Source organism: Streptomyces sp. NPDC006544 (genome assembly GCF_040611715.1).
GTDB lineage: Bacteria > Actinomycetota > Actinomycetes > Streptomycetales > Streptomycetaceae > Streptomyces.
The window spans coordinates 26,997-49,604 of the sequence record NZ_JBEXOV010000056.1 but is presented as its reverse complement, the minus strand read 5'-3'; the positions used below and the strand labels follow the sequence as shown (position 1 = coordinate 49,604).

Annotated in this window: 19 protein-coding genes and 1 riboswitch; of the genes, 1 reads left to right on the top strand and 18 read right to left on the bottom strand. The window is 71.9% G+C overall.

The window, feature by feature from the left end; translation table 11 throughout:
• From ABZY44_RS24295 to ABZY44_RS24285, 3 genes are all read right to left on the bottom strand, one after another.
• A partial coding sequence (locus ABZY44_RS24295) for an MBL fold metallo-hydrolase (protein WP_356657184.1) occupies window positions 1-1,200 on the bottom strand: 1,200 nt, incomplete at its 3' end.
• 147 nt (window positions 1,201-1,347) lie between these two features.
• The gene (locus ABZY44_RS24290; RefSeq protein ID WP_356657182.1) at window positions 1,348-2,133 is read right to left on the bottom strand and encodes an SGNH/GDSL hydrolase family protein; all 786 of its coding nucleotides are present in this window, start codon (window positions 2,131-2,133) and stop codon (window positions 1,348-1,350) included.
• A 186-nt stretch (window positions 2,134-2,319) separates the two neighbouring features.
• Window positions 2,320-3,405, bottom strand: a complete 1,086-nt coding sequence (locus ABZY44_RS24285; RefSeq protein WP_356657180.1) for a LysM peptidoglycan-binding domain-containing M23 family metallopeptidase — start codon at window positions 3,403-3,405, stop codon at window positions 2,320-2,322.
• A gap of 4 nt (window positions 3,406-3,409) precedes the next feature.
• Window positions 3,410-3,605: riboswitch (cyclic di-AMP (ydaO/yuaA leader) on the bottom strand.
• Window positions 3,606-3,918: 313 nt separating this feature from the next.
• On the opposite strand from ABZY44_RS24285, the gene ABZY44_RS24280 reads away from it, so the two are divergent.
• Entirely contained in the window at window positions 3,919-4,725 is an 807-nt protein-coding gene (locus tag ABZY44_RS24280) for a tyrosine-protein phosphatase (RefSeq protein ID WP_356657178.1), read from the top strand.
• Window positions 4,726-4,771: 46 nt separating this feature from the next.
• On the opposite strand, the gene ABZY44_RS24275 is transcribed toward ABZY44_RS24280, so the two are convergent.
• The 15 genes from ABZY44_RS24275 to ABZY44_RS24205 form a co-directional block, all read right to left on the bottom strand.
• The gene (locus tag ABZY44_RS24275) at window positions 4,772-6,196 is read right to left on the bottom strand and encodes an aspartate aminotransferase family protein (protein WP_356657176.1); all 1,425 of its coding nucleotides are present in this window, start codon (window positions 6,194-6,196) and stop codon (window positions 4,772-4,774) included.
• On the bottom strand, window positions 6,193-7,224 hold the full coding sequence (gene hpnH, locus ABZY44_RS24270) for an adenosyl-hopene transferase HpnH (RefSeq protein WP_356657174.1): 1,032 nt from the start codon (window positions 7,222-7,224) through the stop codon (window positions 6,193-6,195). Before hpnH ends, ABZY44_RS24275 begins: the two co-directional genes overlap by 4 nt.
• Window positions 7,225-7,229: 5 nt before the next feature.
• The gene (locus tag ABZY44_RS24265; RefSeq protein ID WP_356657172.1) at window positions 7,230-7,949 is read right to left on the bottom strand and encodes a 1-hydroxy-2-methyl-2-butenyl 4-diphosphate reductase; all 720 of its coding nucleotides are present in this window, start codon (window positions 7,947-7,949) and stop codon (window positions 7,230-7,232) included.
• Window positions 7,949-9,946: a squalene--hopene cyclase gene (shc, locus tag ABZY44_RS24260; RefSeq protein ID WP_356657170.1), complete on the bottom strand. Its 1,998-nt coding sequence runs from the start codon at window positions 9,944-9,946 to the stop codon at window positions 7,949-7,951. The genes ABZY44_RS24265 and shc overlap by 1 nt, the downstream gene beginning before the upstream one ends.
• A gap of 115 nt (window positions 9,947-10,061) precedes the next feature.
• Complete coding sequence (locus ABZY44_RS24255) at window positions 10,062-11,156, bottom strand: polyprenyl synthetase family protein (protein ID WP_356657168.1); 1,095 nt, start codon at window positions 11,154-11,156, stop codon at window positions 10,062-10,064.
• Between the two features lie 113 nt (window positions 11,157-11,269).
• The gene (gene hpnE / locus ABZY44_RS24250) at window positions 11,270-12,643 is read right to left on the bottom strand and encodes a hydroxysqualene dehydroxylase HpnE (RefSeq protein ID WP_356657166.1); all 1,374 of its coding nucleotides are present in this window, start codon (window positions 12,641-12,643) and stop codon (window positions 11,270-11,272) included.
• 121 nt (window positions 12,644-12,764) lie between these two features.
• Entirely contained in the window at window positions 12,765-13,685 is a 921-nt protein-coding gene (hpnD, locus tag ABZY44_RS24245) for a presqualene diphosphate synthase HpnD (protein ID WP_356657164.1), read from the bottom strand.
• Window positions 13,686-13,738: 53 nt separating this feature from the next.
• Window positions 13,739-14,641: a squalene synthase HpnC gene (gene hpnC, locus ABZY44_RS24240; protein ID WP_356657196.1), complete on the bottom strand. Its 903-nt coding sequence runs from the start codon at window positions 14,639-14,641 to the stop codon at window positions 13,739-13,741.
• A gap of 377 nt (window positions 14,642-15,018) precedes the next feature.
• The gene (locus ABZY44_RS24235) at window positions 15,019-15,798 is read right to left on the bottom strand and encodes an ABC transporter ATP-binding protein (RefSeq protein WP_356657162.1); all 780 of its coding nucleotides are present in this window, start codon (window positions 15,796-15,798) and stop codon (window positions 15,019-15,021) included.
• Window positions 15,791-16,720 (bottom strand): ABC transporter permease, encoded by a 930-nt coding sequence (locus tag ABZY44_RS24230; protein ID WP_356657160.1) that lies wholly within the window; start codon window positions 16,718-16,720, stop codon window positions 15,791-15,793. Before ABZY44_RS24230 ends, ABZY44_RS24235 begins: the two co-directional genes overlap by 8 nt.
• Window positions 16,721-16,816: 96 nt before the next feature.
• Complete coding sequence (locus tag ABZY44_RS24225; RefSeq protein WP_356657158.1) at window positions 16,817-17,701, bottom strand: glycosyltransferase; 885 nt, start codon at window positions 17,699-17,701, stop codon at window positions 16,817-16,819.
• Complete coding sequence (locus ABZY44_RS24220) at window positions 17,698-18,477, bottom strand: CDP-alcohol phosphatidyltransferase family protein (protein ID WP_356657156.1); 780 nt, start codon at window positions 18,475-18,477, stop codon at window positions 17,698-17,700. The genes ABZY44_RS24225 and ABZY44_RS24220 overlap by 4 nt, the downstream gene beginning before the upstream one ends.
• Window positions 18,455-19,516 carry an iron-containing alcohol dehydrogenase family protein gene (locus ABZY44_RS24215; RefSeq protein WP_356657154.1) on the bottom strand — a complete coding sequence of 354 codons (1,062 nt, stop codon included), beginning with the start codon at window positions 19,514-19,516 and terminating at the stop codon, window positions 18,455-18,457. Before ABZY44_RS24215 ends, ABZY44_RS24220 begins: the two co-directional genes overlap by 23 nt.
• Window positions 19,504-20,256, bottom strand: a complete 753-nt coding sequence (locus ABZY44_RS24210) for a phosphocholine cytidylyltransferase family protein (protein ID WP_356657152.1) — start codon at window positions 20,254-20,256, stop codon at window positions 19,504-19,506. The genes ABZY44_RS24215 and ABZY44_RS24210 overlap by 13 nt, the downstream gene beginning before the upstream one ends.
• Complete coding sequence (locus tag ABZY44_RS24205) at window positions 20,253-22,094, bottom strand: DUF5941 domain-containing protein (protein WP_356657194.1); 1,842 nt, start codon at window positions 22,092-22,094, stop codon at window positions 20,253-20,255. Before ABZY44_RS24205 ends, ABZY44_RS24210 begins: the two co-directional genes overlap by 4 nt.
• Between the last annotated feature and the right edge of the window lie 514 nt (window positions 22,095-22,608).

Sequence of the window (22,608 nt, the reverse complement as noted above, 5' to 3'; positions counted from 1 at the left end):
CGCGGCACCGACCCGCGCCGCTGCCGCCGAGGCTCCGCCCGCCTCCAGCGGCGGTACGGCCGACGGCCCGTCGACCGGGCCGGCCGACGGAGGCGCGAGCACGAAGGGCCGCCACCACGGCGCGGAGGGGGCGTCGGCCGCGCCCGGCTCGAAGGGCTGCCCGGGGACGGGGAGCGCGACGGCCGACCCGGTCTTCTCGGCGGCGGCCACGGTGCCCTCGCCCGGCTCGTCCCACGGGTGGGGAGCCAGGTTGAACGTGCCCCAGTGGATCGGCAGCATCGTGCCGTGCGGAATCCCGCCCTGGAGGTCGAGGTGGGCGCGCATGCCCTCCTCCGGGGTCATGTGGATGTCCGGCCAGTACTCGGAGTAGGCGCCGATCTGGATCATCGTGGCGTCGAACGGCCCGTGCTCGGCGCCGATCTCCTCGAACCCCGGGAAGTAGCCCGTGTCACCGCTGTGGAAGACCCGGTGCCCGTCGCCCGCGACGACCCAGGACGCCCACAGGGTGAACTGCTGGTTGCGCAGGCCGCGCCCGCAGAAGTGGCGGGCCGGGGTGGCCGTGAGGGAGAGACCGGCGATCTTGGTCGTCTCGTTCCAGTCGAGCTCGCGCAGCCGGTCCGCCGGGACGCCCCAGCGCTCCAGGTGCGCGCCGACGCCGAGCGGGACGGCGAAGACCGTGTCCGTGCCGGCGAGCGCCTTGATGGTCGGCAGGTCGAGGTGGTCGTAGTGGTCGTGGGAGATCACCACGACGTCCACGTCACCGAGCGAGGCCAGCGGTACCGGCACCGGGTGCAGCCGCTTGGGCCCGGCGAAGGGAAAGGGGGAGCACCGCTCGCCCCAGACCGGGTCGAACAGCACCCTGCGCCCGTCGATCTCCGCGAGCACGGAGGAGTGCCCCATCCAGGTCAGCCGAAGCCCGGTGGCCGGCGGCTTCGCCAGCTCGGCGAGCGTCGTCGGGTACACCGGGATGGGGGCGCCGGGGTTGCGCCGGAGCCGCTGCTCCTTGTGGAAGTAGATCTTGGCGAACTCCGCCATCGAGCCGGACGGCCTGGTACGGGCCCCGACCGGGTTCTGGAACACGCCGTCGGCGAAGTTCGGCGAGCGCCGGATCCGGTCCAGCCGGGCACCGGACGGGTCCGCGCCGAAGGCTTCGGGCCTCAGGGCGCGCAGCCGGGGACGCAGGGGACGGGAGCCGGTCAAAGCGCCTCCTGGGAGGATTCGGGCAGGACGTTCTGGTGGTTCACATCTTGGCAACGCACGGCACCCCCCAAGGATTCCATTGCCCGCGCCGGAACGCGCGCCCCGGCCCGCGGGGCGCCCGGCCGCCGCGCGCCCCGCGCGGGCCCCCTACAGCGGCAGCAGGTCCGGCCGCTTGGCCGCCACGTGGTCCCCGGAGGACTCCCCGCGCAGCCGCCGTCCGATCCACGGCACCAGGTGGTCGCGCGCCCACTGGATGTTGTCCCGGGTCGTGTCCACCGAGCCGCGCGGGCGCATCGGCGGCCACGGCTGCTCGGGGTCGGCCGGCGTGGCCATGCCGAGCACCTGGGCGGCGCGCAGGGCGACCCGCGTGTGGCCCTCGGGCGAGAGGTGCAGCCGGTCGGCGTCCCAGGCCCGCCGGTCCTGGACGGACTTCAGCGACCAGAGGTCGAGCACGGGGCAGTCGTAGCGGTCGGCGATGGAGTGGACGTGCGCGCTGAACGTCGCGATCTTGCCCCGGATGTGTTTGAGGACCGGCACGTCCCGCGTGTCGAAGCCGGTGGTGATCACGACCCGGCCGACCGATCCGGCGAGGTCGCGCACGGCCGCCTCGTACCGTTCGGCCACGTCGTCCGGGTCGCTGCCGGGCCGGATGATGTCGTTGCCGCCCGCGCAGAAGGTCACCAGGTCCGGCGCGAGCGCCTTGGCGCGGGGCACCTGCTCGGCCACGATCTGGTCGAGGAGGCGGCCGCGTACGGCCAGGTTCGCGTACCGGAAGTCGTGCTCGTCGCGCTGGTCGGCGAGGAGCACGGCCAGCCGGTCCGCCCAGCCGAGAAACGTTTCCCCGGGTCCCGGGTCCCCCACGCCCTCGGTGAAGCTGTCCCCGATCGCCGCGTACGAGCCGATGGTCTTGAGTGTCGAAGTCGTCGCTGCCACGGGACCACATCCTTCACCCCGGGGCGCGACCTACGCGACCGTAGCCACGGGTTGACAGACTGTGATCTTCACCACCGTCGCGCGAGGAATAGGGGCACGCGGGGCCGGGCCCCCCTCGGGCCCGGCCCCGCGCCCTGCCCGGCCCCGCGGCGGCCGCACCACCGCGGGGCCTCCGGTTCACCGGATTCAGATGCTGACGCCCTTCGAGCGAAGGTAGGCCAGCGGGTCGATGTCCGAGCCGTAGGAGGGACCCGTACGGATCTCGAAGTGGAGGTGCGGGCCGGTCACGTTGCCGGTCGCGCCGGAGAGGCCGATGGTCTGCCCGCCGGTGACGCTCTGGCCGGTCGAGACCGACAGCTGGGAGAGGTGGCCGTACTGGCTGTACTTGCCGTCGGCGTGCCGGATGACCACCTCGTTGCCGTACGCGCCGCCCCATCCGGCGGACACGACGGTGCCCGCGCCGACGGCCCTGACGGTGGTGCCGGAGCTCGCGATGAAGTCGACGCCCGTGTGGTAACCGCTGGACCACATGGCGCCGGGGGTCCGGTACGAGGTGGACACGCCGCCGCCGACCGGAGCGACGAAGCCGGTGGATGCGGGGGCGGCCTGCTGCGGGGCGGGGGCCTTGGGCGCGGGGGCGGCCGGAGCCTCGGCGGCGGCCTCCGGCGAGGAGCCGTCGGACGCGCCCTCGCCGGAGAGCGAGCCCTCGTCGGAGGAGCCCTCGTCGGAGAAGGCCTCGTCGGAGTCGTCCGAGGACTCGCCGGGAGCCGAGGCCTGGGAGGCGTCAGAGTCATCAGAGGCGGAGGAAGCGGACTTTTCGGCCGGCTTCGGCGTCTCGGCCGGCGCGGCCTCGGCGGCCGGGGCCGCACCCTTCGCGCCCAGCGTCAGCTTGAGGCCCGGGTGGATCAGCGAGGGATCGGAGCCCACCGCCTGGCGGTTGCCCTCGTAGAGCCGCTCCCAGCCGCCGCTGAGGTGCTGCCGCTGGGCGATCTTGGAGAGACAGTCCCCCGGCACGACCGTGTAGACGGCCGGAGCGGCCCGCACGGCCGACTGCGCCGCGGCCGGAGCGGCTTGGAAAGCGGCCGGGACGTGTGCGGCCTGCGGCGTACGGACCTGCGCGGCGGCGGGCGCCGCGCTCTGGGCGCCGGCCGCGTGGGCGCCGGTGGCCCCGAGCAGCGGGAGCGCGAGGGCCGCGCCACCGGTGCCGGCGACGGCGAGACCGCGGGATATCGAGCGGGACTTGGGACGGCGGTGCTTACCCGTTGCAGGCATGGCGCATTCCTCTCCGACGCCTGCGAGGTGAGCTGTCGGGTTCGGACGGGAGATGTCCGGCCATGCCGGGTGCCGATCAAGGACACCTGTACGACTTAACCCCGAGCTGTCCCTTTAAGAAGATCCCGAAGAGGATCCGGAACAGCGGCTTACCTGGTTCCCCCGCTCCTGCCCCGCGCGTGATGAGTCGAGTGCGGTTTCCGGTCGGCGGCAGGATTAGGCGGTCCGTCCGGATCGATCGCGAACGTAATCGAGTGCGGCCGGACAGAACAAGTCATGAATTCCCCAACAAAATCTTGAAGGTGACGGCCCGCCGGAATTCCGGTCACCCTCCGTCCATTCCCCTCCTTCAACAACCGTCCCGGATGGGCAATTCGGCATTCGTGATCAGGCACTCACCGTCACCGTATGATCTGGCTCACGGGGAGGTGTCCGATCTCGCCTGTCGCTATGGCAAGTTGTTCCCAAGTGGAGCAATTCGGACACTCTCGACGACGACACGGAGGAGCCCCTGTGACCCAGCAGATACCCCACCCCCCGCGAACGGAGCCGGCGCTGTCCGGAGTGCGCAACTTCCGCGACGTGGGCGGGCTGCCGACCACGGACGGTCGAAGGGTCAAGTCGGGACTACTGTTCCGAAGCGGACATCTCGCACATGCCACCGAAAGCGATGCGGAGTTCCTCGGCTCGCTCGGGCTGCACACCGTGTTCGACTTCCGCAACGACGCCGACCACGCGCTGGAGGGCGCGGACGTGGATCTTCCCGGCGTGCGGAACGTCAACATCCCGCTGTCGGACCCGGCCGACGGGCGGGAGTTCTGGACGATGGTCCGCGACGGGGAACTCGCCCAGCTGCACGAGGTCCTGGGTGACGGCAAGGCCGCCGCGCGGATGTCCCACTCGTACCGCGGGATCATCAGGACCCGTACCGCCGAGCACAGCCGGGTCGTCCACGCCCTCGCCGAGGACAGCGTCCCCGCCCTCATGCACTGCGCGGCCGGCAAGGACCGGGCCGGCCTGTCGGTCGCCGTCACCCTGCTCGCGCTGGGCGTGGAGCGGGACGCGATCGTCGCGGACTACCTGGAGTCGAACGCCGCGCACAACCGCTACCGGGTCCGCCGGAGCGGGAACGCCGCCGAAGCCCGTACCCCCGAGGTGATGGAGCTGCTCGCCCCGCTCTTCGACGCCCGCGCCGAGTACCTGACGGCGGCCTTCGAGACCATGGACGAGGAGTGGGGCGGGGTGGAGCGCTACCTCGGCGAGGGTCTCGGACTCGCGCCCGAGACCCTCGACCGGCTGCGCGGCCGGCTGCTGGACTGACCGACGCCCCGCCGGTGTGCGGCGGGCCGTCGCACCGCGCGCCGCGTCAGCGGTTCGCGACGGCCTGCCGCACCAGCGTCCTGCCGAAGTCCCACATCAGCGCGCCGCCGCCGTGCGCCTCGTCCATGACCTCGCGGAAGGCCCCGACGAACCGGTCCACGTCCGCCTCGTCCACGACCAGCGGCGGAATCAGCTTGATCACCTCCAGGTGGTCCCCCGACACCTGCGTGAGGATCCGGTGCTTCTGCAGCAGCGGCACCACGACCATCTGCGCGAACAGTCCCTTGCGGGCCGCCTGCAGCATGGTCCACCGGCTGCGCAGCCCCAGCGAGGACGGCCGGCCGAACTCGATGCCGATCATCAGCCCGCGTCCCCGTACCTCGTGGAGCAGTTCGTACCTGTCCACGAGCGCGGCGAGCCGGCCGCGCAGCAGATCGCCCATGGCGCGGGCGCGGGCCACCAGCTGTTCGTCCTCCATGACGGAGAGGACCGCGAGCCCGGCCGCCATCGCCTGGGCGTTGGAACCGAAGCTGGCGGAGTGCACGAGGACCCGGTCCATGGAGGAGTAGACCTTCCTGAAGATCCAGTCCTTTCCTAGGGTCGCGCCGACGGGCACGTAGCCGCCGCTGAGGGCCTTGGCCACGCACACCAGGTCCGGCTCCACACCGGCCTCGTGCTGGTAGGCGTAGAACTCCCCGGTGCGGCCGAGGCCGGTCTGCACCTCGTCCGCGATCAGCAGCGCCTTGTGCCGGTGGAGCAGCTCCTGAGCGGCGAGCAGGAAGCCGGGGGGCGCGGCGAGCACCCCCTTGCCCTGGACCGGTTCGACGACGAAGGCCGCCACGTCCCCCTTCCGCAGCTCCCGCTCCAGCGCGACGAGGTCGCCGAGCGCGATCTTCGTGTCGGGCAGCAGCGGCGCGAAGCCGTCCCGGAAGCCGCCCTCGCCGTTCACCGAGAGGGAGCCGGTGGTCAGGCCGTGGAAGGCGTGGTCGCAGTAGAGGATCCTGGGCCGCCCGGTGGCGTAGCGGGCGAACTTCAGGGCCGTCTCCACCGCCTCCGTGCCGCTGTTGCCGAAGAAGACCCGCTCCAGGTGCGGGCTGTAGGAGAGCAGCTTCTCCGCGAGCAGTCCGGGCAGCGGCTGGCAGTCGAAGCGCGTGAGGTCGGCGAGCTGCGCGTCCAGGACGTCGTGCAGGGCCCGCCTGACCACCGGGTGGTGCCGGCCGAGCCCCATCACCCCGAACCCGGCCAGCATGTCGAGGTAGTCGTTGCCCTCGGCGTCCCAGAAGTGGGCGCCCTCGGCCCGCTCGTAGACCTTGTCGAAGCCGATGGTGTGCAGCATCCGCGGCAGCTGGTGGTTGAGGTGACGGGCATGCAGCTCGTACCGTTCGGCGCCGCGCTCGGCCAGCAGGGCGCCGAGGTCGAACCCCCCGGCCCGTCCTCCCCGGCCGCCCTCCCCGGCGTGAGCCCCGCTCATGCCGACGCGCCCCGGTTCCCGCGCACGGTGTCGCGGGCCGCCCGCAGGGTCTCCTTGAGCGACCCCATGGTGGCGAGGACGGCGGTGGGCTCGTACCCGCAGTGCGCCATGCAGTTCGCGCAGCGCGGGTCCTTTCCGCGGCCGTACTTGCTCCAGTCGGTTTCCTCGACCAGTTCCCGGTACGAGGGCACGTATCCGTCGCTCATCAGATAGCAGGGGCGCTGCCAGCCGAAGAGCGAGTAATTCGGAATGGCCCACGCGGTGCAGGGGAAATCGGCCTTGCCTTCGAGGAAGTCCAGGAAGAGGGGCGAGTGGTTGAGCCGCCAGCGGCGCCGGTTGCCGCCCGCGAAGGCCTTCTTGAAGAGTTCCCGAGTCTGCTCGACGCCCAGGAAGTGCTCCTGGTCAGGGGCCTTCTCATAGGCATAGGCGGGCGAGATCATCATCTCGTCGACCCGCAGGTCGTCATTGAGGTAGTTCAGGACCTCGATGACGGTCTGGGGCGTGTCCGTGTTGAAGAACGTGGAGTTGGTGGTCACGCGGAAACCGCGCTTCTTCGCCTCCTTGATGGCCGCGACCGCCTCGTCGAAGACGCCTTCCTTCGCCACCGACTCGTCGTGGCGCTCGCGCAGTCCGTCGATGTGCACGGCGAAGGCGAAGTAGGGGGAAGGGGTGAACTTCTCGATCTTCTTGCGCAGCAGCAGCGCATTGGTGCAGAGGAAGACGTATTTCCGCTTCGCCACCAGCTGGCGCACGATCTCGTCGATCTGGGGGTGCATCAGGGGCTCGCCGCCGGCGATGGACACCATCGGCGCACCGGATTCCAGCACGGCGCCGACGGCCTGGGCCACGGGCATGCGCTGCTTGAGCACCCCGGCCGGGTGCTGGATCTTCCCGCAGCCCTCACACGCGAGGTTGCACGCGTAGAGCGGTTCCAGCTCGACGATCAGCGGGAACTTCTCACGCTTGCGGAGCTTCTGTTCGAGCAGATAGGTCCCGACCCTGATGGTCTGTCGCAGTGGCATTGCCATCTGGCTCACCTCCTGGGGAGCAGCAAAGAACGGTGCCAGTCATAAAACGCGGGCAGTACGGCGCGCAGTACGCGAAAGGCCGATATTCCCCCCCGGACAGTGCCGATACGGACGAGCTCATGCTCCGGAGCGTCCACGATCACCCGGACGGCCGCAACAGGACGGTTCTCGCCGTCCGCGCCGTCCGTCACGGTCCCCTCCCCGGTCGCGGTCCACAAGGTGGCCGCGGATTCCATGTCGACCCCGATGGCGCCGGTGGCACGCAGCTGCGCGCGCTCCTGGCCCCGGACGACGTGGTCGGAGCCGGTCAGCGCACCGAGGTGGACCGTCCGGCCGGGGACGGCCCGGGCCAGTGCCTCGGCGAGCAGAGCGGTACCGGCGCAGGCGACCGTGCCGCGCGGGTCCCGGGTCTCCTCGGCGACGATCAGGTCGCCGGGGCTCATGCCGGGCAGCAGCCCGGCGCAGAATCCGGTGGCGAGCACCGCGGCCCCGCGCAGTCCTGGTGCGTCCAGGGCCCGGGCGACGGCGCGGTCGGCCGCACGCGGGCCCATCCCGGTGCGCAGGACCTCGTACCGCTCGGGCGCGCCCGACCCGCGGCCGCTGCGCAGGGCCGCCCGCTCGATGCGCAGGGCGCAGGCGATCAACAGCGGCGCGGGGCGGCCGGGTCCGGGCCCGGCCGGGGAGCCGGGCCCGGTGCCTGGGCCGGGGCCGGGGTCCGGGCCCATCAGGCCTCCTCGGCGGCCGAGAACGCGGCCGGGTCCGCGTACCGGCCTTCGGGGCCGAACGGTTCTCCGTACAGGTAGCGGCCGAGGGCGGTGAGCGGGAACACCTGTCGGTAGAGGTGGTAGTTGATGGAGAAGTCCCAGGGGAAGCCGGTCCCCGTGAAGTACGGCTCGTCCCAGGTGCCGTCGCCGCACTGGGTCTCGACCAGGTAGGCGATCCCCCTCCGGACGGCGCCGCTCTCGCGTTCCCCCGCCGACAGCAGGGCCATCAGGGCCCACGCCGTCTGCGAGGCGGTGGAGGCGCCCTTCCCGGCCCAGGACCGGTCCTTGTAGGAACGCTGGTCCTCTCCCCACCCGCCGTCCTCGTTCTGTACGGATTCCAGCCAGCCCACGGCCCGCCGGATCGCGGGGTGCGAACGGGCGAAGCCGGCGGCCGTCAGGGCCGGGACCACCGAGCCGGTCCCGTAGATGTAGTTGGTGCCCCAGCGGCCGAACCATCCGCCGTTCGGGTCCTGTTCGGCGAGCAGCCAGGCGATCCCGCGCCGGGTGCGCGCGTCGCCCGCCCTGCCCTCGACGGCGAGCATCTCCACGACGTGGGCGGTGACGTCGGCCGAGGGCGGGTCGATGACCTCGCCGAAGTCGCAGAAGGGGAGCCGGTTGGGGAGGGGGCTGGTGTTGTCGGCGTCGAAGGCGCCCCAGGCGCCGTTCTTCGACTGCATCCCGAGGTTCCAGGACACCCCGCGGGCGATGGCCCCCTCGACGCGTGCCGGATCGGGGTGTTTGACGCGGCGCAGGGCGAGGACGACCTCGGCGGTGTCGTCGATGTCGGGGTAGTTGTCGTTGTGGAACTCGAACGCCCAGCCCCCCGGGGCCAGTCCGGGCCTGCGCACGGCCCAGTCGCCGGTGCGGACGATCTCCTCGCCGAGCATCCAGTCGGCCGCCTTGACCAGCGCCGGGTGGTCGGGGCGCAGCCCCGCGTCGGCCAGCGCGATGGCGGCCAGGCAGGTGTCCCACACCGGGGACTGGCAGGCCTCGATCATGCGGGCGCCGTCGGCGCGCCAGACGGCGAACCGGTCCAGGGACTCCAGTCCGGCCCGCATCACCGGGTGTTGGAGGTCGTAGCCGAGCAGGTGCAGGGCGATGACGGAGTACACGGCGGGTGGCTGGATCCCGCCCCAGCAGCCGTCGTTCTCCTGCCGCTCCACGATCCAGCGGCCGGCGCTCGCCATCGCCGCCTTGCGCAGCGCGCGCGGGGCGAACCGGCGGTAGACGTGCAGGGCCTTGTCCATCCGCTGGAAGACGCCGCCCCAACTGGTGACCGGGTCCAGCCGCTTGGCCGGGTACGGGTTGCGCGCGTCGGCATGGAGTTCGTCCAGCGCGAAGGGGGCGGGACGGACCGGGCGCAGGGCGGAGACCACGGTGAGCGGGACGATGGTCTGGCGGGCCCAGCAGCCGAAGTCGTAGATGTTCAGCGGCACCCAGGGCGGCAGGAAGACCAGCTCGGGCGGGAGTTCGGGCAGATGGTCCCAGCTCCACCAGCCGAACAGTGCCAGCCAGATGCGGGTGAAGACGCGGGCGGCGGCGATCCCCCCGTGGGCCCGGATCCACGCGGAGGCGCGGGCCATGTGCGGGGCGTCGGGCGCGTCCCCGGCCAGGCGCAGGGCCAGGTAGGCCTCGATGGTGGCGGACAGGTCGGGGGGGCCGCCGTGGAAGGTGGCCCAGGTGCCGTCGTCCTGCTGCTCCCCGCGGATGAACAGGCCCGCGGCCCGGGTGGTGGCCTCGTCCCGGATCCCGAGGAACTGCCTGAGCAGCAGGTCCTCCGCGTCCATGGTGACGTTGGTCTCCAGGTCGCCCTTCCACCAGCCGGCCTCGTCCTGCCGGGCGAGCAGGTCGCGCACGGCGCGTGCGGTGGCTTCGTGGACGCCGGGCGGCCCCTGGGCCGCGCCGTCGTCCGGGTCGGTGCCGCGCGCATCGGCTCCGCCGTCGGTCGTCGCTGTCATGGCTTCCCCTATGCGTGCAGTGTCCTCTGCTGTCCTGGGGTTCGCCGTCGGCCGGTACTACTGTCTGGCAGTACCGGCCGGCGACTCGCGATTCATATCTGCGAACGGGTGGCGGTCACCTCTTGCGCACGACGACGAAGTCGGCGAGGGCCACCAGCTGGTCACGCACCCGCTGGTCCATGTCCACGTCGTCGAGGGCCTTGATCGCCACGGCGTGCTGGCGGCGTGCTTCGTCGGCGGTCCACTGGCGGCCGCCGGCGGCCTCGATGAGGGCGGCGCGGGCCGCGAACTCCTCCTCGGAGAAGTTCTCGAAGTCGTTGCTCTTGGCGTCGGCCGCGAGCAGTTCGGCCAGTTCCTCGCAGGCCGGTCCGCCGGCCGCGAGGGCGGCGACGACGGGCAGCGACTTCTTGCGCTGGCGCAGGTCGCTCCAGGTCTGCTTGCCGGTGGACTCCGGGTCGCCCCAGATGCCGAGGAGGTCGTCGACGGCCTGGAAGGCGAGGCCGAGGTGGTAGCCGTACTCCTCCAGTTTGTCGGCCGTGCGGTCGTCCGCGCCGCCGAGGACGGCGCCGATGGAGACCGCACAGGCGAGCAGGGCGCCGGTCTTGTTGCCCTCCATCTCCAGGCATTCCTCGACGCTGACGCGCTCGCGGTGTTCGTAGGAGATGTCCTGCGCCTGGCCGTCGATGAGCTTGCGGCTGGCGGTGGTCAGCCGGCGGGCGGCCCGGCCGGCCTCGACGGTCCCGAGTTCCAGGAGCACCTCGTTGGCGAGGGCGAACAGCGCGTCGCCGACGAGGATCGCGAGGGCCGGGCCGTGGACCTTCCACACCGTGTCGCGGTGGCGGCGCTGCTCGTCGCCGTCCATCAGGTCGTCGTGGAGCAGCGAGAAGTTGTGCACGAGCTCGACCGCGACGGCCCCCGGGATGCCCACCTCGGGCGCGGCGCCCGCGGCTTCGGCGGAGAGCAGCGCGAGGGCGGGGCGGACGGCCTTGCCGCCGTCGCCGTCCGCGGGGTTGCCCAGTGCGTCGATCCAGCCGAAGTGGTAGGCGGCGACGGTGTCCATGGGCGCGGCGAGCCGGTCCACGGCGGCGCGGAGCACGGGCGTCGAGAGCGTGCGGCCGCGCTCGAGGAGGGCGAGCGTGTCCGCCTTCTCCCCGCCGGCCGGGCCCGTACTGGCGTCCGTGTTCTCGACGGCCGGATTCCCCGGATTCACTGGCTCTCCTCTGGTTCCTGTACGTACTGCGGTGCGTGCTGCGGTGCCGCGTGTCGCGGTGCTGCCTGCTGCTGTGTGGCCGGTGCTGTCGGCCACGGTGGTGCCGGTCGTGGTCATGCCGCCTCCTGCAAGGGGTGTTCGCGGTGGCGGCCCAGCAGGGTGAGTGCGGCATGAGCCGCGCTCAGTCCGCTGCGGACGGCGCTCTCCATGGTCGCGGGCCAACCGGTCGCGGTCCATGCACCGGCGAGGTAGAGCCCCGGCGTGTCGGTGCGCGCGCCGGGCCGCAGGCGCCCGACGCCGGGGGTGGGGGCGAAGGTCGCGGTGCGCTCCCGGGTGACGAAGAAGTCCCGTACCTTGGCGCCGCGCGCTGCGGGCAGCAGCCGTTCAAGTTCGGGGAGGTATTTCGAGCGCAGGACCGAGACGGGTTCGTCGATGTCCTCGTGGGCGACGGACTGGGACAGGGCCAGGTACTGGCCGCCGTCGGGGAGTCCGGACGAGTCGGTGCGGTCGAAGACCCACTGGACCGGGGAGCCGAGGGCCGCGAAGAACGGCGCCTTGAGCACCTTGCGGTCGTAGACGACGTGCACGTTGAGGATCGGCGCGGTGCCGATGTCCAGGAGCTTGTCGGGGTCGGCGAGGGCGCCGGCGGGCAGCAGGCCGTGTGCCTCGCGCTGGGGCACGGCGAGGACCACGACGGCGGCGTCGAGGGACTCGCCTTCCGTGTCGACCCGCCAGCCGCCTTCCGCGGTACGGGAGACGGCCGTGACCCGGGTGCGCAGTTCGGTCCGTACGCCGGCCGCGTCGAGGGCCTTGCGGGCGAGGGTGTCGTGCAGGTCGCCCAGGGGTACGCGGGCCCAGCCGATGTCGGCCGCGCCGTTCTCGGAGAGCAGGCCGGTCTTGAAGACCATGGCGGCCAGTCCCAGCGAGGACTGCTCGGCGGTGGCGTTGAGGGTGGCGACGCCGACGAGGTCCCACAGCGCCTCGATGGTGCGCGGGGACTGCCCGTAGCGGCCGAGCCAGGTCGCGAAGTCCAGGCCGTCGAGCGCCGGGTCGGCGGGGTCGAGCCGTCGCAGGGCGAGGGCGGCGCGTCCGACGCTCACCCGTTCGGCGAGCGAGAGGTGCGGGTAGCGGGCCAGTGAGCCGGCCAGGTGCAGGGGGACGGGCAGGACGCTGCGGCGCAGCCGGCCCAGGCGCGGTCCGCCGGGGTGGGCCACGTCGAGTACGGGTACGTCGAGGCGGTCCTGGAGGGGGGCCAGGGCGGCGCCGTCGATCCGGTCGAGGAACCACCGGTAGGCGGTGCAGCAGCGCAGGTAGACGTGCTGGCCGTTGTCCACGGTGAGGTCGCCGCGCTTGAAGGAGAAGGCGAGGCCGCCGAGCCGGGGGCGGCCTTCCAGCAGGGTCACCCGCAGCCCCGCGTCGGCGAGTTCCAGGGCGGTGGTGACGCCCGCGAGTCCGCCGCCGACGACCACGGCGTGGTTGGCGGTCATCCGTCCTCCTCCTCGGTCACCGCGACAGGTGTCACCGCGACAGACGCGGCGGTGGCGCGCGGGGTTGCTCCCGTGCGACGGGCGGCCGTGGCCGGCCCCGACGGCCGGCCGACCGCGGGCATCAGAGCCGCCGCCTGGTGCTCTGGCGTGAGATGGTCCGCGCGTCGAGTCCGGACAGCCCGCGGACGGCCACGTACGCCTTCTCGTGCGGCGGCAGCGAGACGCGGCCGCGGAGCACGGCCTCGGGCTCGCGCTCGATGCGGTCGAGCAGGCGCCGGTAGATGCCGGCCATGGCGGCGACGCAGGCGCCGCTGCGCCGGTCGAGCATGGGCAGCAGCCGGTAGCCCTCGACGAACAGGGCACGTGCGCGCCGGACTTCGTGGTGGACGAGCCCGGCGAAGTCGGACCCCGCGGGCATCCGCTCGCTCCGGAAGCCCTCCGAGCAGCCGAACTTGGCGAGGTCCTCGGCGGGCAGGTAGGTGCGCCCGTTGGCCGCGTCCTCGGACACGTCCCGGAGGATGTTGGTGAGTTGCAGCGCGAGGCCGAGGGTGTCGGCGTACTCGCCGGCCCGCGCCGCGTCGTGCGCGCCCGGCGCGGTGCCGAACACGCCGAGGGAGAGCCGGCCGATGGCTCCGGCCACGCAGCGGCAGTAGACCTTGAGGTCGTCCCAGGTCTCGTACTCCTGGCCGCGCACGTCCATCAGGACGCCGTCGATGAGTTCGTCGAGCCCTTCGAGCGGGATCGGGAAGCGGCGGGCGGCGTGGGCGAGGGCGACGGCGACGGGGTCGGTGTCGTCCTCGTCGACCTTGCCGGCGCGGATCCGGCCGAGCAGGGCGCGGGTCTCCTCCAGCCGGACCAGCTTGACCTCGGGGGGCAGCGTGCCGTCGCCGATGTCGTCGACCCGCCGGGAGAGGGCGTAGAGCGCGGACATGGCCTGCCGCTTCTCGACGGGCAGCAGTCGGATGCCGTAGGCGAAGTTGCGCGCCTGCGTGCCGGTCACGGCCTCGCAGTAGCTGTAGGCCGCCGAGACCGGTGCGGACATTGCGGACGGAGCGCCGGGTGCGGACGCGTGTGTGGGGCCCTCCACGATCGGGCTCACCCCTTTCTCGGCGCTGTGCGCAGTACGGCGGCCACCTCGCGGAGCAAGCCGCTCCTGGTGGGCTTGGGCGGGCCGGGAAGTACGTCGAAGCCGGCGGCGGTGACGGCGCGCAGGGCGGCGCGTCCGCCTCCGACGAAGCCTGCGAGCAGCAGCCGGAGCCTTCCGTGGACACTGCCGACGAGTGGCGTGCCCTCGTTCAGGAGATCCCGGGCGCGCTCGGTCTCGAAGGCGATCAGGGAGCGTACGGACGCTCCGGCGGACGGGGCGGCGAGGTCGGTCTCGCTCACGCGGAACCGGAGCATGTCCTCGCCCGGGAGGTAGATCCGGTCCCGTCCGAGGTCCTCCGCGACGTCCTGGAGGTGTTCGGCGATCTGCAGGGCGGTGCAGACGGCGTCGGAGCGGCGGATCCGCTCGGGGGTGCTGGTGCCGGTGAGCTCGAGGACGAGGCGGCCGACCGGGTTCGCGGAGAGCTCGCAGTAGCCGAGGAGGTCCCCGTACGTCGCGTAGCGCGCGATCCGCTGGTCCTGGCGGTTGGCCTCGATGAGCCCGAGGAAGGGCTCGGCGCTGAGCGCGTGGCCGCGCACGACGGGCTGCAGGGCCAGCATCAGGGGGTGGCGCGGGGGGCCGTCGGTGCCGCCGAAGACGCGGTGCAGGTCGGCCTCGAAGGCGTCGAGCATGGCGAGCCGGTCGTCCGCGGCGGCCGGGTCGAGGCCGAGCAGGACGGCGTCGCGGCCGCCCGGGGCGAGATCGCCGTCGCCGATGTCGTCGACCAGGCGGGCGTAGCCGTAGACCGCGCGCAGGCCCTCGCGCCAGGCGCGGGGCAGGAAGACGGGGGCGACGGGGAAGTTCTCGCCGCGGGCCTTGTCGAGGGTGGTGGCGCTCGCCTCGGCTCCGCGGATGTCCGCGTGGACGGGGGCGTCGGTGGCCGCGTGCGGCCGGGTCACCACCCGCCGCCCGTGGCGGGAACGGCCGTCGTGCCTGGGGGCCGGAGAATTCCCGTAGCCATTGCCGTCACATCTCCCGTTCTACACTGCCGACCCAATACATCCTATTTCGGACACGCCCCGGATTTCCCCCCGGGCCGGCCCAGGCCGTCCACCTGTGGGGAAACGTCCCCTCTTGCCCGCGATTGAGGACTGGCCCAGCTTACGCTGTACAACGCCGCGACGGCTCGAGGGGTATTCGGTTCCCCGCTGATGTCGCCCCCGCGAGGGGCGCGCCGGGCATGCGGCGGCCCCCGCCGCTCGACGCTGCGGGGGCCGCCGGTGAGGATCGGTCAGTTGGTGGCCTTCTCGTAAGCCTGGACGACTTCCTCGGTGGGGCCGTCCATCAGGAGTTCGCCACGCTCCAGCCACAGCACCCGGTCACAGGTGTCACGGATGGACTTGTTGTTGTGGCTCACCAGGAAGACGGTTCCGGCGCTCTTGCGCAGTTCCCGGATGCGCTCCTCGGAACGCACCTGGAACTTCCGGTCGCCGGTGGCCAGCGCCTCGTCGATCATCAGGACGTCGTGGTCCTTCGCCGCGGCGATGGAGAAACGCAGGCGCGCGGCCATGCCGGAGGAGTAGGTGCGCATCGGCAGCGAGATGAAGTCACCCTTCTCGTTGATGCCCGAGAAGTCGACGATGCTCTCGTACCGCTCCTTGATCTGCTCGCGGGTCATGCCCATGGCGAGACCTCCGAGGACCACGTTGCGTTCGCCCGTGAGGTCGTTCATCAGCGCCGCGTTCACGCCCAGCAGCGAGGGCTGGCCGTCGGTGTAGACCTTGCCCGCCTCGCAGGGCAGCAGCCCGGCGATGGCGCGCAGCAGCGTCGACTTGCCCGAACCGTTGGAGCCGATGACTCCGATGGCCTCGCCGCGGTACGCCGTGAAGGAGACCCCGCGCACGGCGTGGACGCGCCGGACACCCGGTGCGTCCCCCTTGCCCCGGCGGACTATCTTGCTCAGCGCCGCCGTGGCACTGCCCCTGCCCGAGCTGCCGGTGTTGACCCGGTAGACGATGTGCACGTCGTCGGCGATGACGGTGGGGACGTGCCCCCGGTTGTTCTCAGCCACGGCCGTAACGCTCCTCAGCCTTCCAGAAGTACACGAAGCCGCCGAGACCGATCAGCACGGCCCAGCCGACGGCGAAGGCCCAGACGTGCGGCGGCAGGTTCTCGCGCCCGTACGAGTCGATGAGCGCGAAGCGGATCAGATCCATGTAGATCGCGGCCGGGTTCCACTGCAGCACGTCCGCGATCCACGCGGGCTTGTCCTTGAGCATCTCGCTGATCGAGAACATGACGCCGGAGGCGTACATCCACGTACGCGTCACGAACGGCATGAGCTGCGCGAGGTCGGGCGTCTTGGAACCCATCCGGCCGAAGACCAGCGCGAGACCGGTGTTGAAGGCGAACTGGAGGATCAGCGCCGGGATCACCAGCAGCCAGGACGCACTGGGGTAGTTCCCGAAGGCGATCGTGACCACGAACACGACGATCATCGAGAACAGCAGCTGCTGGAGCTGCTGGAGCGAGAAGGAGATCGGCAGGGAGGCGCGCGGGAAGTGCAGCGCGCGGACCAGGCCGATGTTGCCCGGGATCGCCCTGACGCCCGCCATCAGCGAGCTCTGCGTGAACGTGAAGACGAAGACGCCGATCACCAGGAAGGGGATGTAGGCGTCCTTGTCGATGCCGCGGCCGGCATCCAGGATCAGGCCGAAGATCAGGTAGTAGACCAGCGCGTTGAGCAGGGGGGTCGCCACCTGCCAGATCTGGCCGAGCTTCGCCTGGCTGTACTGCGCCACCAGCTTCGCCCGGGAGAAGGCGATGATGAAGTGGCGCCGGTCCCAGAGCTGGCGCACGTATTCGGCCAGACCCGGCCGGGCGCCGCTGACGGACAGGCCGTACTTCCTGGCGAGCTCCGCGGGGCTCAGCCCCGCGTCGTCGGACGGCGACTTGCTCGTGGCGAGGGCGCCGTCCTGGGTTGTGTCACTCACAAGATGAAACTTTCCGTCTTCATGATGCGGCAGAAGGTGGCATCGGGCCTGAGGCACTTGGATCGTGATCGCGCCATGTTCTCAGACGCGAGCGGGTCAGATGACAGGCGGTCGGCCCAGCCGGGTCAGTCGCCAGACCGTACGCCACTTCATGGGGCGCCGTGGACCACAGGAGGTGGTCCACCCCTCCTTGAACCCTCCGAACCAGGCCCCCAGCGCCGGCGCGGACGGCCTGCGCAGGAGCGTCAGCAGGAGCCAGACGCCCACGTAGACCGGGACCAGCGGGGCGGGGAGGTTGCGGCGGGCCAGCCACACCCGGTTGCGGGCCACCATACGGTGGTAGACCGCGTGCCGGGACGGGGCCGTCGTGGGGTGCAGCAGCACCATGTCCGCGCGGTAGTCGATCTGCCAGCCGGCGTCGAGCGCCCGCCAGGCCAGATCGGTCTCCTCGTGGGCGTAGAAGAACTCCGCCGGCAAGTCTCCGACCTGTTCGAACACCTTCGTACGGACGGCGTTGGCGCCGCCCAGGAAGGTGGTCACGCGCGAGGAGCGCAGGGGGTCGGAGGCGCGCAGCCGGGGGACGTGCCGGCGCTGGGTCTCGCCGGTGTCCGGATCGGCGATCCGGAAGCTGACGATCCCGAGCTCCGGGTCCTCGGCGAAGGCCTGCCGGCACAGCTCGGCGGTGTCGGTGCGCTCCAGCAGCCCGTCGTCGTCGAGGAAGAGCAGGGCGTCCACCTCGCGTCCGCCGGGCCCGAAGGCCTCGATGCCGACGTTGCGCCCGCCCGGGATGCCCAGGTTCTCGGGCAGCTCGACGGCGCGCACGCCCTCGGGCAGCCCGGTGAGCCGCACTCCCTGGCCCACCAGGGCGACCTCGACCGGGTCGCCGTCCTGCCGGGCCACCGAGTCGAGGAGCGCCTTGAGCTCGTCGGGCCGGTTGCCCATGGTGATGATGACGGCGCCCAGCCGCATCGGCGTCGTCACTTGAGCCTGCTGGAGGCCAGGATCGACACCAGGTGCAGCACGGTCTGGAGCAGCGCGATGCCGGCCAGCACGGCGACCCCGACGCGGGACCAGTACAGGTCGCCCTGTATCTCGTCCACGATGGCCAGCACCAGGATGAGCATCGAGGCCTCGATGCCGAGGATCAGGCGGTGGAACTTGAGCGCGGCGGCGGCCCGGCGGGCGAACGCCATGCCCTTCGCGCGCGGCTCGGCGGCCGCGTCCTTGACCACGGGCTTGCCGGCCTGGTGGCGGGCGACGCCGACCAGGTCGGTCTCGGCCTTGATCAGGATGGCGCCGAGCGCGGCCAGGGTGCCCAGGAAGGCCCACAGCCAGTCGGCGCCCCCGGGGCCCCACAGGTCGGCGGCGCGCAGGCCGAAGCCGACCAGGACCGCCGCGTCGCAGAGGTAGGCGCCGACCCGGTCCAGGTACACGCCGGAGAGCGAGAACTGCTTCTTCCAGCGGGCGACCTCGCCGTCGACGCAGTCGAGCAGCAGGTACATCTGGACCGCCACGACGCCGAGGACGGCACCGAGGACGCCCGGCACCAGCAGGGCCGGAAGGGCGAGGACGCCGGCGAGGGTCATCAGGTAGGTCAGCTGGTTCGGCGTGACCTTGGTGGTGACCAGGTAGCGGGTGATGCGCAGGGAGATCTCGCGCATGTAGAGGCGCCCGCCCCAGTGCTCGCCGCTGACCCGGTCCTTCACGCCCGCCGGGTGCACGACGGGCCTCAGTTCAGCTACGGATGGTCTTGGCATAGTCGGCGTAAGCGTCCCTGATCTCGGCTGCGGACAAGTTGAGGTGCTCCAGGATCGTGAAACGTCCCGGACGGGTCTGGGGGGCGTACTCGACGGCCGCGACGAACTCGTCCACGCTGAACCCGATCTCCTCGGGCAGCACGGGCAGGCCGTGGCGGCGCAGCACCTGGACGAAGAGCTCGGACTGGTCCGTGGCCCCGCGCAGGTGCATGGCGAAGGCGGCGCCGATGCCGACCTGCTCGCCGTGGAGCGCGGAGCGTCCCGGGTAGAGCAGGTCGAAGGCGTGGCTGATCTCGTGGCAGGCGCCGGACGACGGGCGGGAGTCCCCGCTGATCGACATGGCGATGCCGGAGAGGACGAGCGCCTCGGAGAGCACGGTGAGGAACTCGTCGTCACCGCATCCGCCGGGGTGGCGCAGGACGGACTCGCCGGCGGTACGGGCCATGGCCGCGGCCAGGCCGTCCACGGCCTCCCCGGTGAGCCGGTGCGAGAGCTCCCAGTCGGCGATGGCGGAGATGTTGGAGATCACGTCGCCGACGCCGGCCCGGATGAACCGCACCGGGGCTTCCTTGATCACGTCGAGGTCGATCACCATGGCGATCGGGGTGGGGACACCGTAGGAGCCCCGCCCGTTGTCGTTGTCCAGGATGGACACCGGCGAGCAGATGCCGTCGTGGGACAGGTTGGTGGCGACGGCCACCATGGGCAGCCCGACCCGCGCCGCGGCGTACTTCGCCACGTCGATGATCTTGCCGCCGCCGAGGCCGACGACGGCGTCGTAGCGACGGCCCTTTATGTCGTCGGCCAGCTTGACCGCTGAGTCGATGGTGCCGTCCACGACCGGATACCAGTCCGCGTGCGGCAGGACGGGCTCCAGCTTGGTGCGCAGCACCTGGCCGGAGCCCCCGCTGATCGCGATGGCGAGCTTGCCGGACGCGGAGATGCGCTGGTCGGCCAGGAGGCCGGCCAGATCGTCCATCGCCCCTCGGCTGATGTCGACGACAACAGGCGAGGGGATCAGCCGCGTCAGTACAGGCATGCGATCGTCCGGCCCTTGGCGAGGTCGTCGTGGTTGTCGATCTCGACCCACTTGACGTCGCCGATGGGAGCCACGTCGATGGTGAAGCCGTCGTCGACGAGCTGCTGGTAGCCGTCCTCGTAGTAGAGGTCGGGGTCCCGCTCGAAGGTGGTCTTCAGTGCCTCGGCCAGCGCCTCGGCGGCCTCCGGCTCGATCAGGGTGACGCCGATGTACTCCCCGGTCGCGGTCGCCGGGTCCATCAGCTTGGTGATCCGCCGGACACCCGTCTCGCCGTCGACGACGACCTTCATCTCCTCGTCGGCCAGCTGCTTGACCGTGTCGAGGGCGAGGATGATCTTCTGCCCCTTGCCGCGGGCGGCGAGCAGGGTCTTCTCGACGGAGACCGGGTGGACGGTGTCGCCGTTGGCGAGGATCACGCCCTGCTTGAGGACGTCACGGGCGCACCACAGGGAGTAGGCGTTGTTCCACTCCTCGGCCTTGTCGTTGTCGATCAGCGTGATCTTGACGCCGTACTTGGCCTCCAGGGCCTCCCGGCGCTCGTACACGGCTTCCTTGCGGTAGCCGACGACGACGGCGACCTCGGTGAGGCCGACCTCGGCGAAGTTGCCGAGCGTCAGGTCGAGGACCGTGATGCTCTCCTCGTCGCCTTCGGGGCCGACGGGCACGAGGGCCTTGGGCAGGGTGTCGGTGTAGGGACGCAGGCGGCGTCCGGCACCGGCAGCGAGGACGAGGCCGATCATGCTGGTTCTCCTTCGTCATGTACGGCGGGTGCCCCGGAGGAAACCCAGAAGCGGATGCTCTCCACGAGCACCACCAGTGCCACGAACGCGGCCAGGGCCGTGAGCGCGACGGGGAAGTCGTCGGCGCGCGACGCCAGGGCGGCGGCCAGGACCGCGGTCAGCAGCACCCGGCCCTCGTGCCCGCCGGTCGTCCGCACCAGCCAGTGCGGGGGCGCGCCGGTGCCACCGCGGATGCGGTACACCGTGTCGTAGTGATGGTAGGCGACCGCCGCGACCAGTCCGAATGCCGCCGGAAGGGCTCCGGGCACGTCCGCCTTGGCGGCGAGGACCAGCACGGTGGTGTATTCCGCGGCACGGAAGACGGGCGGGACGAGCCAGTCGAGGGCGCCCTTGAGGGGGCGGGCGACGGCCACGCCGGCGAGGACCGCGTAGAAGACGGCGGCGACGACGACCTGGCGGGCGCCGAACTCGGACGCGCAGGCCGTCCACAGCAGGGCCACCGAGCCGATCACGGCCGCGGCGATCCCGGCGCCGGGCGCCGTGCGGCCCGGGGCGCGGCCCACGAGCTCGGCGACGGGGCCGGAGTCGGCGAGGTCGGCGAGGGCCCGGGCGGCGCGGTCGGTACGGGTCGCCTTGCGGGTGAGCGAGCGCAGGACCCGGCCGGCGGTGGTGTAGAGCGCGCCGAAGGCGCAGCCGACGAGCAGGGCGTAGAAGACGATCCGGGGGCTGGTCAGGGCGGTCAGCACCGCGATCATGGCCCAGCGCTCGCCGATCGGCAGGATGATCATCCGCCGGACCCAGACCGTCCAGCCGACGCTGTCGAGCCGGCCGGACAGGGCCGCGGTCGGACTCGTGTTGGCGGTGGCGTCGTGGTTGGCCTCGTTGAAGGCGAAGTCCACGACGTGCCGGCACGTCATGAGGATCATGGCCCCGAGGGCCAGGGCCCAGACGTCGTCGCCGTTCCTGGCCGCGCCGAGCGCGAGGCCCGCGTAGAAGGAGTACTCCTTGGCGCGGTCGAAGGTCGCGTCGAGCCAGGCGCCCATCGTCGAGTACTGGAGCGCGTAGCGGGCGACCTGCCCGTCCACGCAGTCCAGCACGAAGGAGACGAGGAGCAGCGCACCGGCCGCGACGTAGCCCCCGCGTTCGCCGGTGGCGGCGCAGGCGGCCGCTATCAGCGCGGTGACCAGGGACGCTGTGGTGATCTGGTTCGGGGTCAGGCCGCGGCGCGCGCACCAGCGGGCGATGTAGCGCGAGTACGGGCTGATGAAGAAGGTGGTGAAGAACCCGTCGCGGGACTTCACGGCGGTGCGCAGCCGCACGGCCTCGCCGTCCACGGCGGCGACGGCGGCGGTCGCGGCCGCGCGCTCGGCGGCGGTCGCGGGCACGGCGGCCACGAGGGTGCCGAGGTCCGGGCGCTGGACGGCCGTGCCCGCGGCCTCGACGGCGGCGGCGAGCCGGTCCGGTTCGGGGCCGGCGGGCTCGGCGGGGAGCTCGGCTGCCCGGCCGGGAGCCCGGTCGAGCGCCTGGCCGGAGACCCGGTCGAGGACCTGCTCGGCGGCCCGGTCGAGGGCCGCGCGGGCGCCCGGCTGGACGGCGAAGGCGCCGGTGACGGCGCAGGCCTCGAACCGCGGGTCGGTCAGCGCGAGCCGGAGCGCGTGCGTGTGCCCCACGAAGGCGCTGTCCACGACGGCCACCCGCTGGTCGGCGGGTACAAGGGCCAGTGCGGCGGCGGTCTCCCGCGGGGTGGCGGCGGGGCGGACGTCGAAGCCGAGGGAGCTCAGCTCGTCGGCGAGCGCTGATCCGGGCACCGGCGGGCCGGTAAGGATGACGGTCGGCAGACGAACTCACTCCTTGCGGTAACACGGAACGCGCGCCAGGGGGGCGGCGGCACGTCGGCAGAGGCTATCGGATGAACGGAAGCTGGGGTTCACCACCCGTTTGCGCCCCGGTGGGCCAAGGAAATCCAGGGCCGGGGGTCCTGTCGCGATCATCATCGACGAGAACTCCGGGGGACTCAAACCGCCCCGGTGCTAGGGTGCTCGCAGACACGTACGAGCACCGTCGATACGTCTCATATCGCTTGATATCGAGCCGAACGCGGAAGAGGTGGGTTGATGACCGTCGCAGAGGTCGCGGCCATGGGCAGCGACGAACTCCGGTACGTCCCCACTTCCTTCCGGGCATCCGGCCCGGCCTGATCCCACCGGCCCCGCCCTGCGGTCCACGGCCGGCAGACGGGCCACGGTCCGGCCGAAGCCCCTGTTCAAGGGTTCACGTTGACCGACATCACCGGTAACACCGAGACCACCGGCAGCACCGACACCACCGGCGGCACCGACGACACGTCCTTCT

Coding starts and splice junctions, on each gene's coding strand:
- ABZY44_RS24265 (WP_356657172.1), bottom strand. CDS start 7,949: ATGGGCCCGGACCCCGGCCCCGGCCCAGGCACCGGGCCCGGCTCCCCG.
- ABZY44_RS24275 (WP_356657176.1), bottom strand. CDS start 6,196: ATGAGCGGGGCTCACGCCGGGGAGGGCGGCCGGGGAGGACGGGCCGGG.
- hpnE (WP_356657166.1), bottom strand. CDS start 12,643: ATGACCGCCAACCACGCCGTGGTCGTCGGCGGCGGACTCGCGGGCGTC.
- ABZY44_RS24215 (WP_356657154.1), bottom strand. CDS start 19,516: ATGCCTGTACTGACGCGGCTGATCCCCTCGCCTGTTGTCGTCGACATC.
- hpnD (WP_356657164.1), bottom strand. CDS start 13,685: ATGTCCGCACCGGTCTCGGCGGCCTACAGCTACTGCGAGGCCGTGACC.
- ABZY44_RS24285 (WP_356657180.1), bottom strand. CDS start 3,405: ATGCCTGCAACGGGTAAGCACCGCCGTCCCAAGTCCCGCTCGATATCC.
- hpnH (WP_356657174.1), bottom strand. CDS start 7,224: ATGGCAATGCCACTGCGACAGACCATCAGGGTCGGGACCTATCTGCTC.
- ABZY44_RS24210 (WP_356657152.1), bottom strand. CDS start 20,256: ATGATCGGCCTCGTCCTCGCTGCCGGTGCCGGACGCCGCCTGCGTCCC.
- shc (WP_356657170.1), bottom strand. CDS start 9,946: ATGACAGCGACGACCGACGGCGGAGCCGATGCGCGCGGCACCGACCCG.
- ABZY44_RS24220 (WP_356657156.1), bottom strand. CDS start 18,477: ATGCCAAGACCATCCGTAGCTGAACTGAGGCCCGTCGTGCACCCGGCG.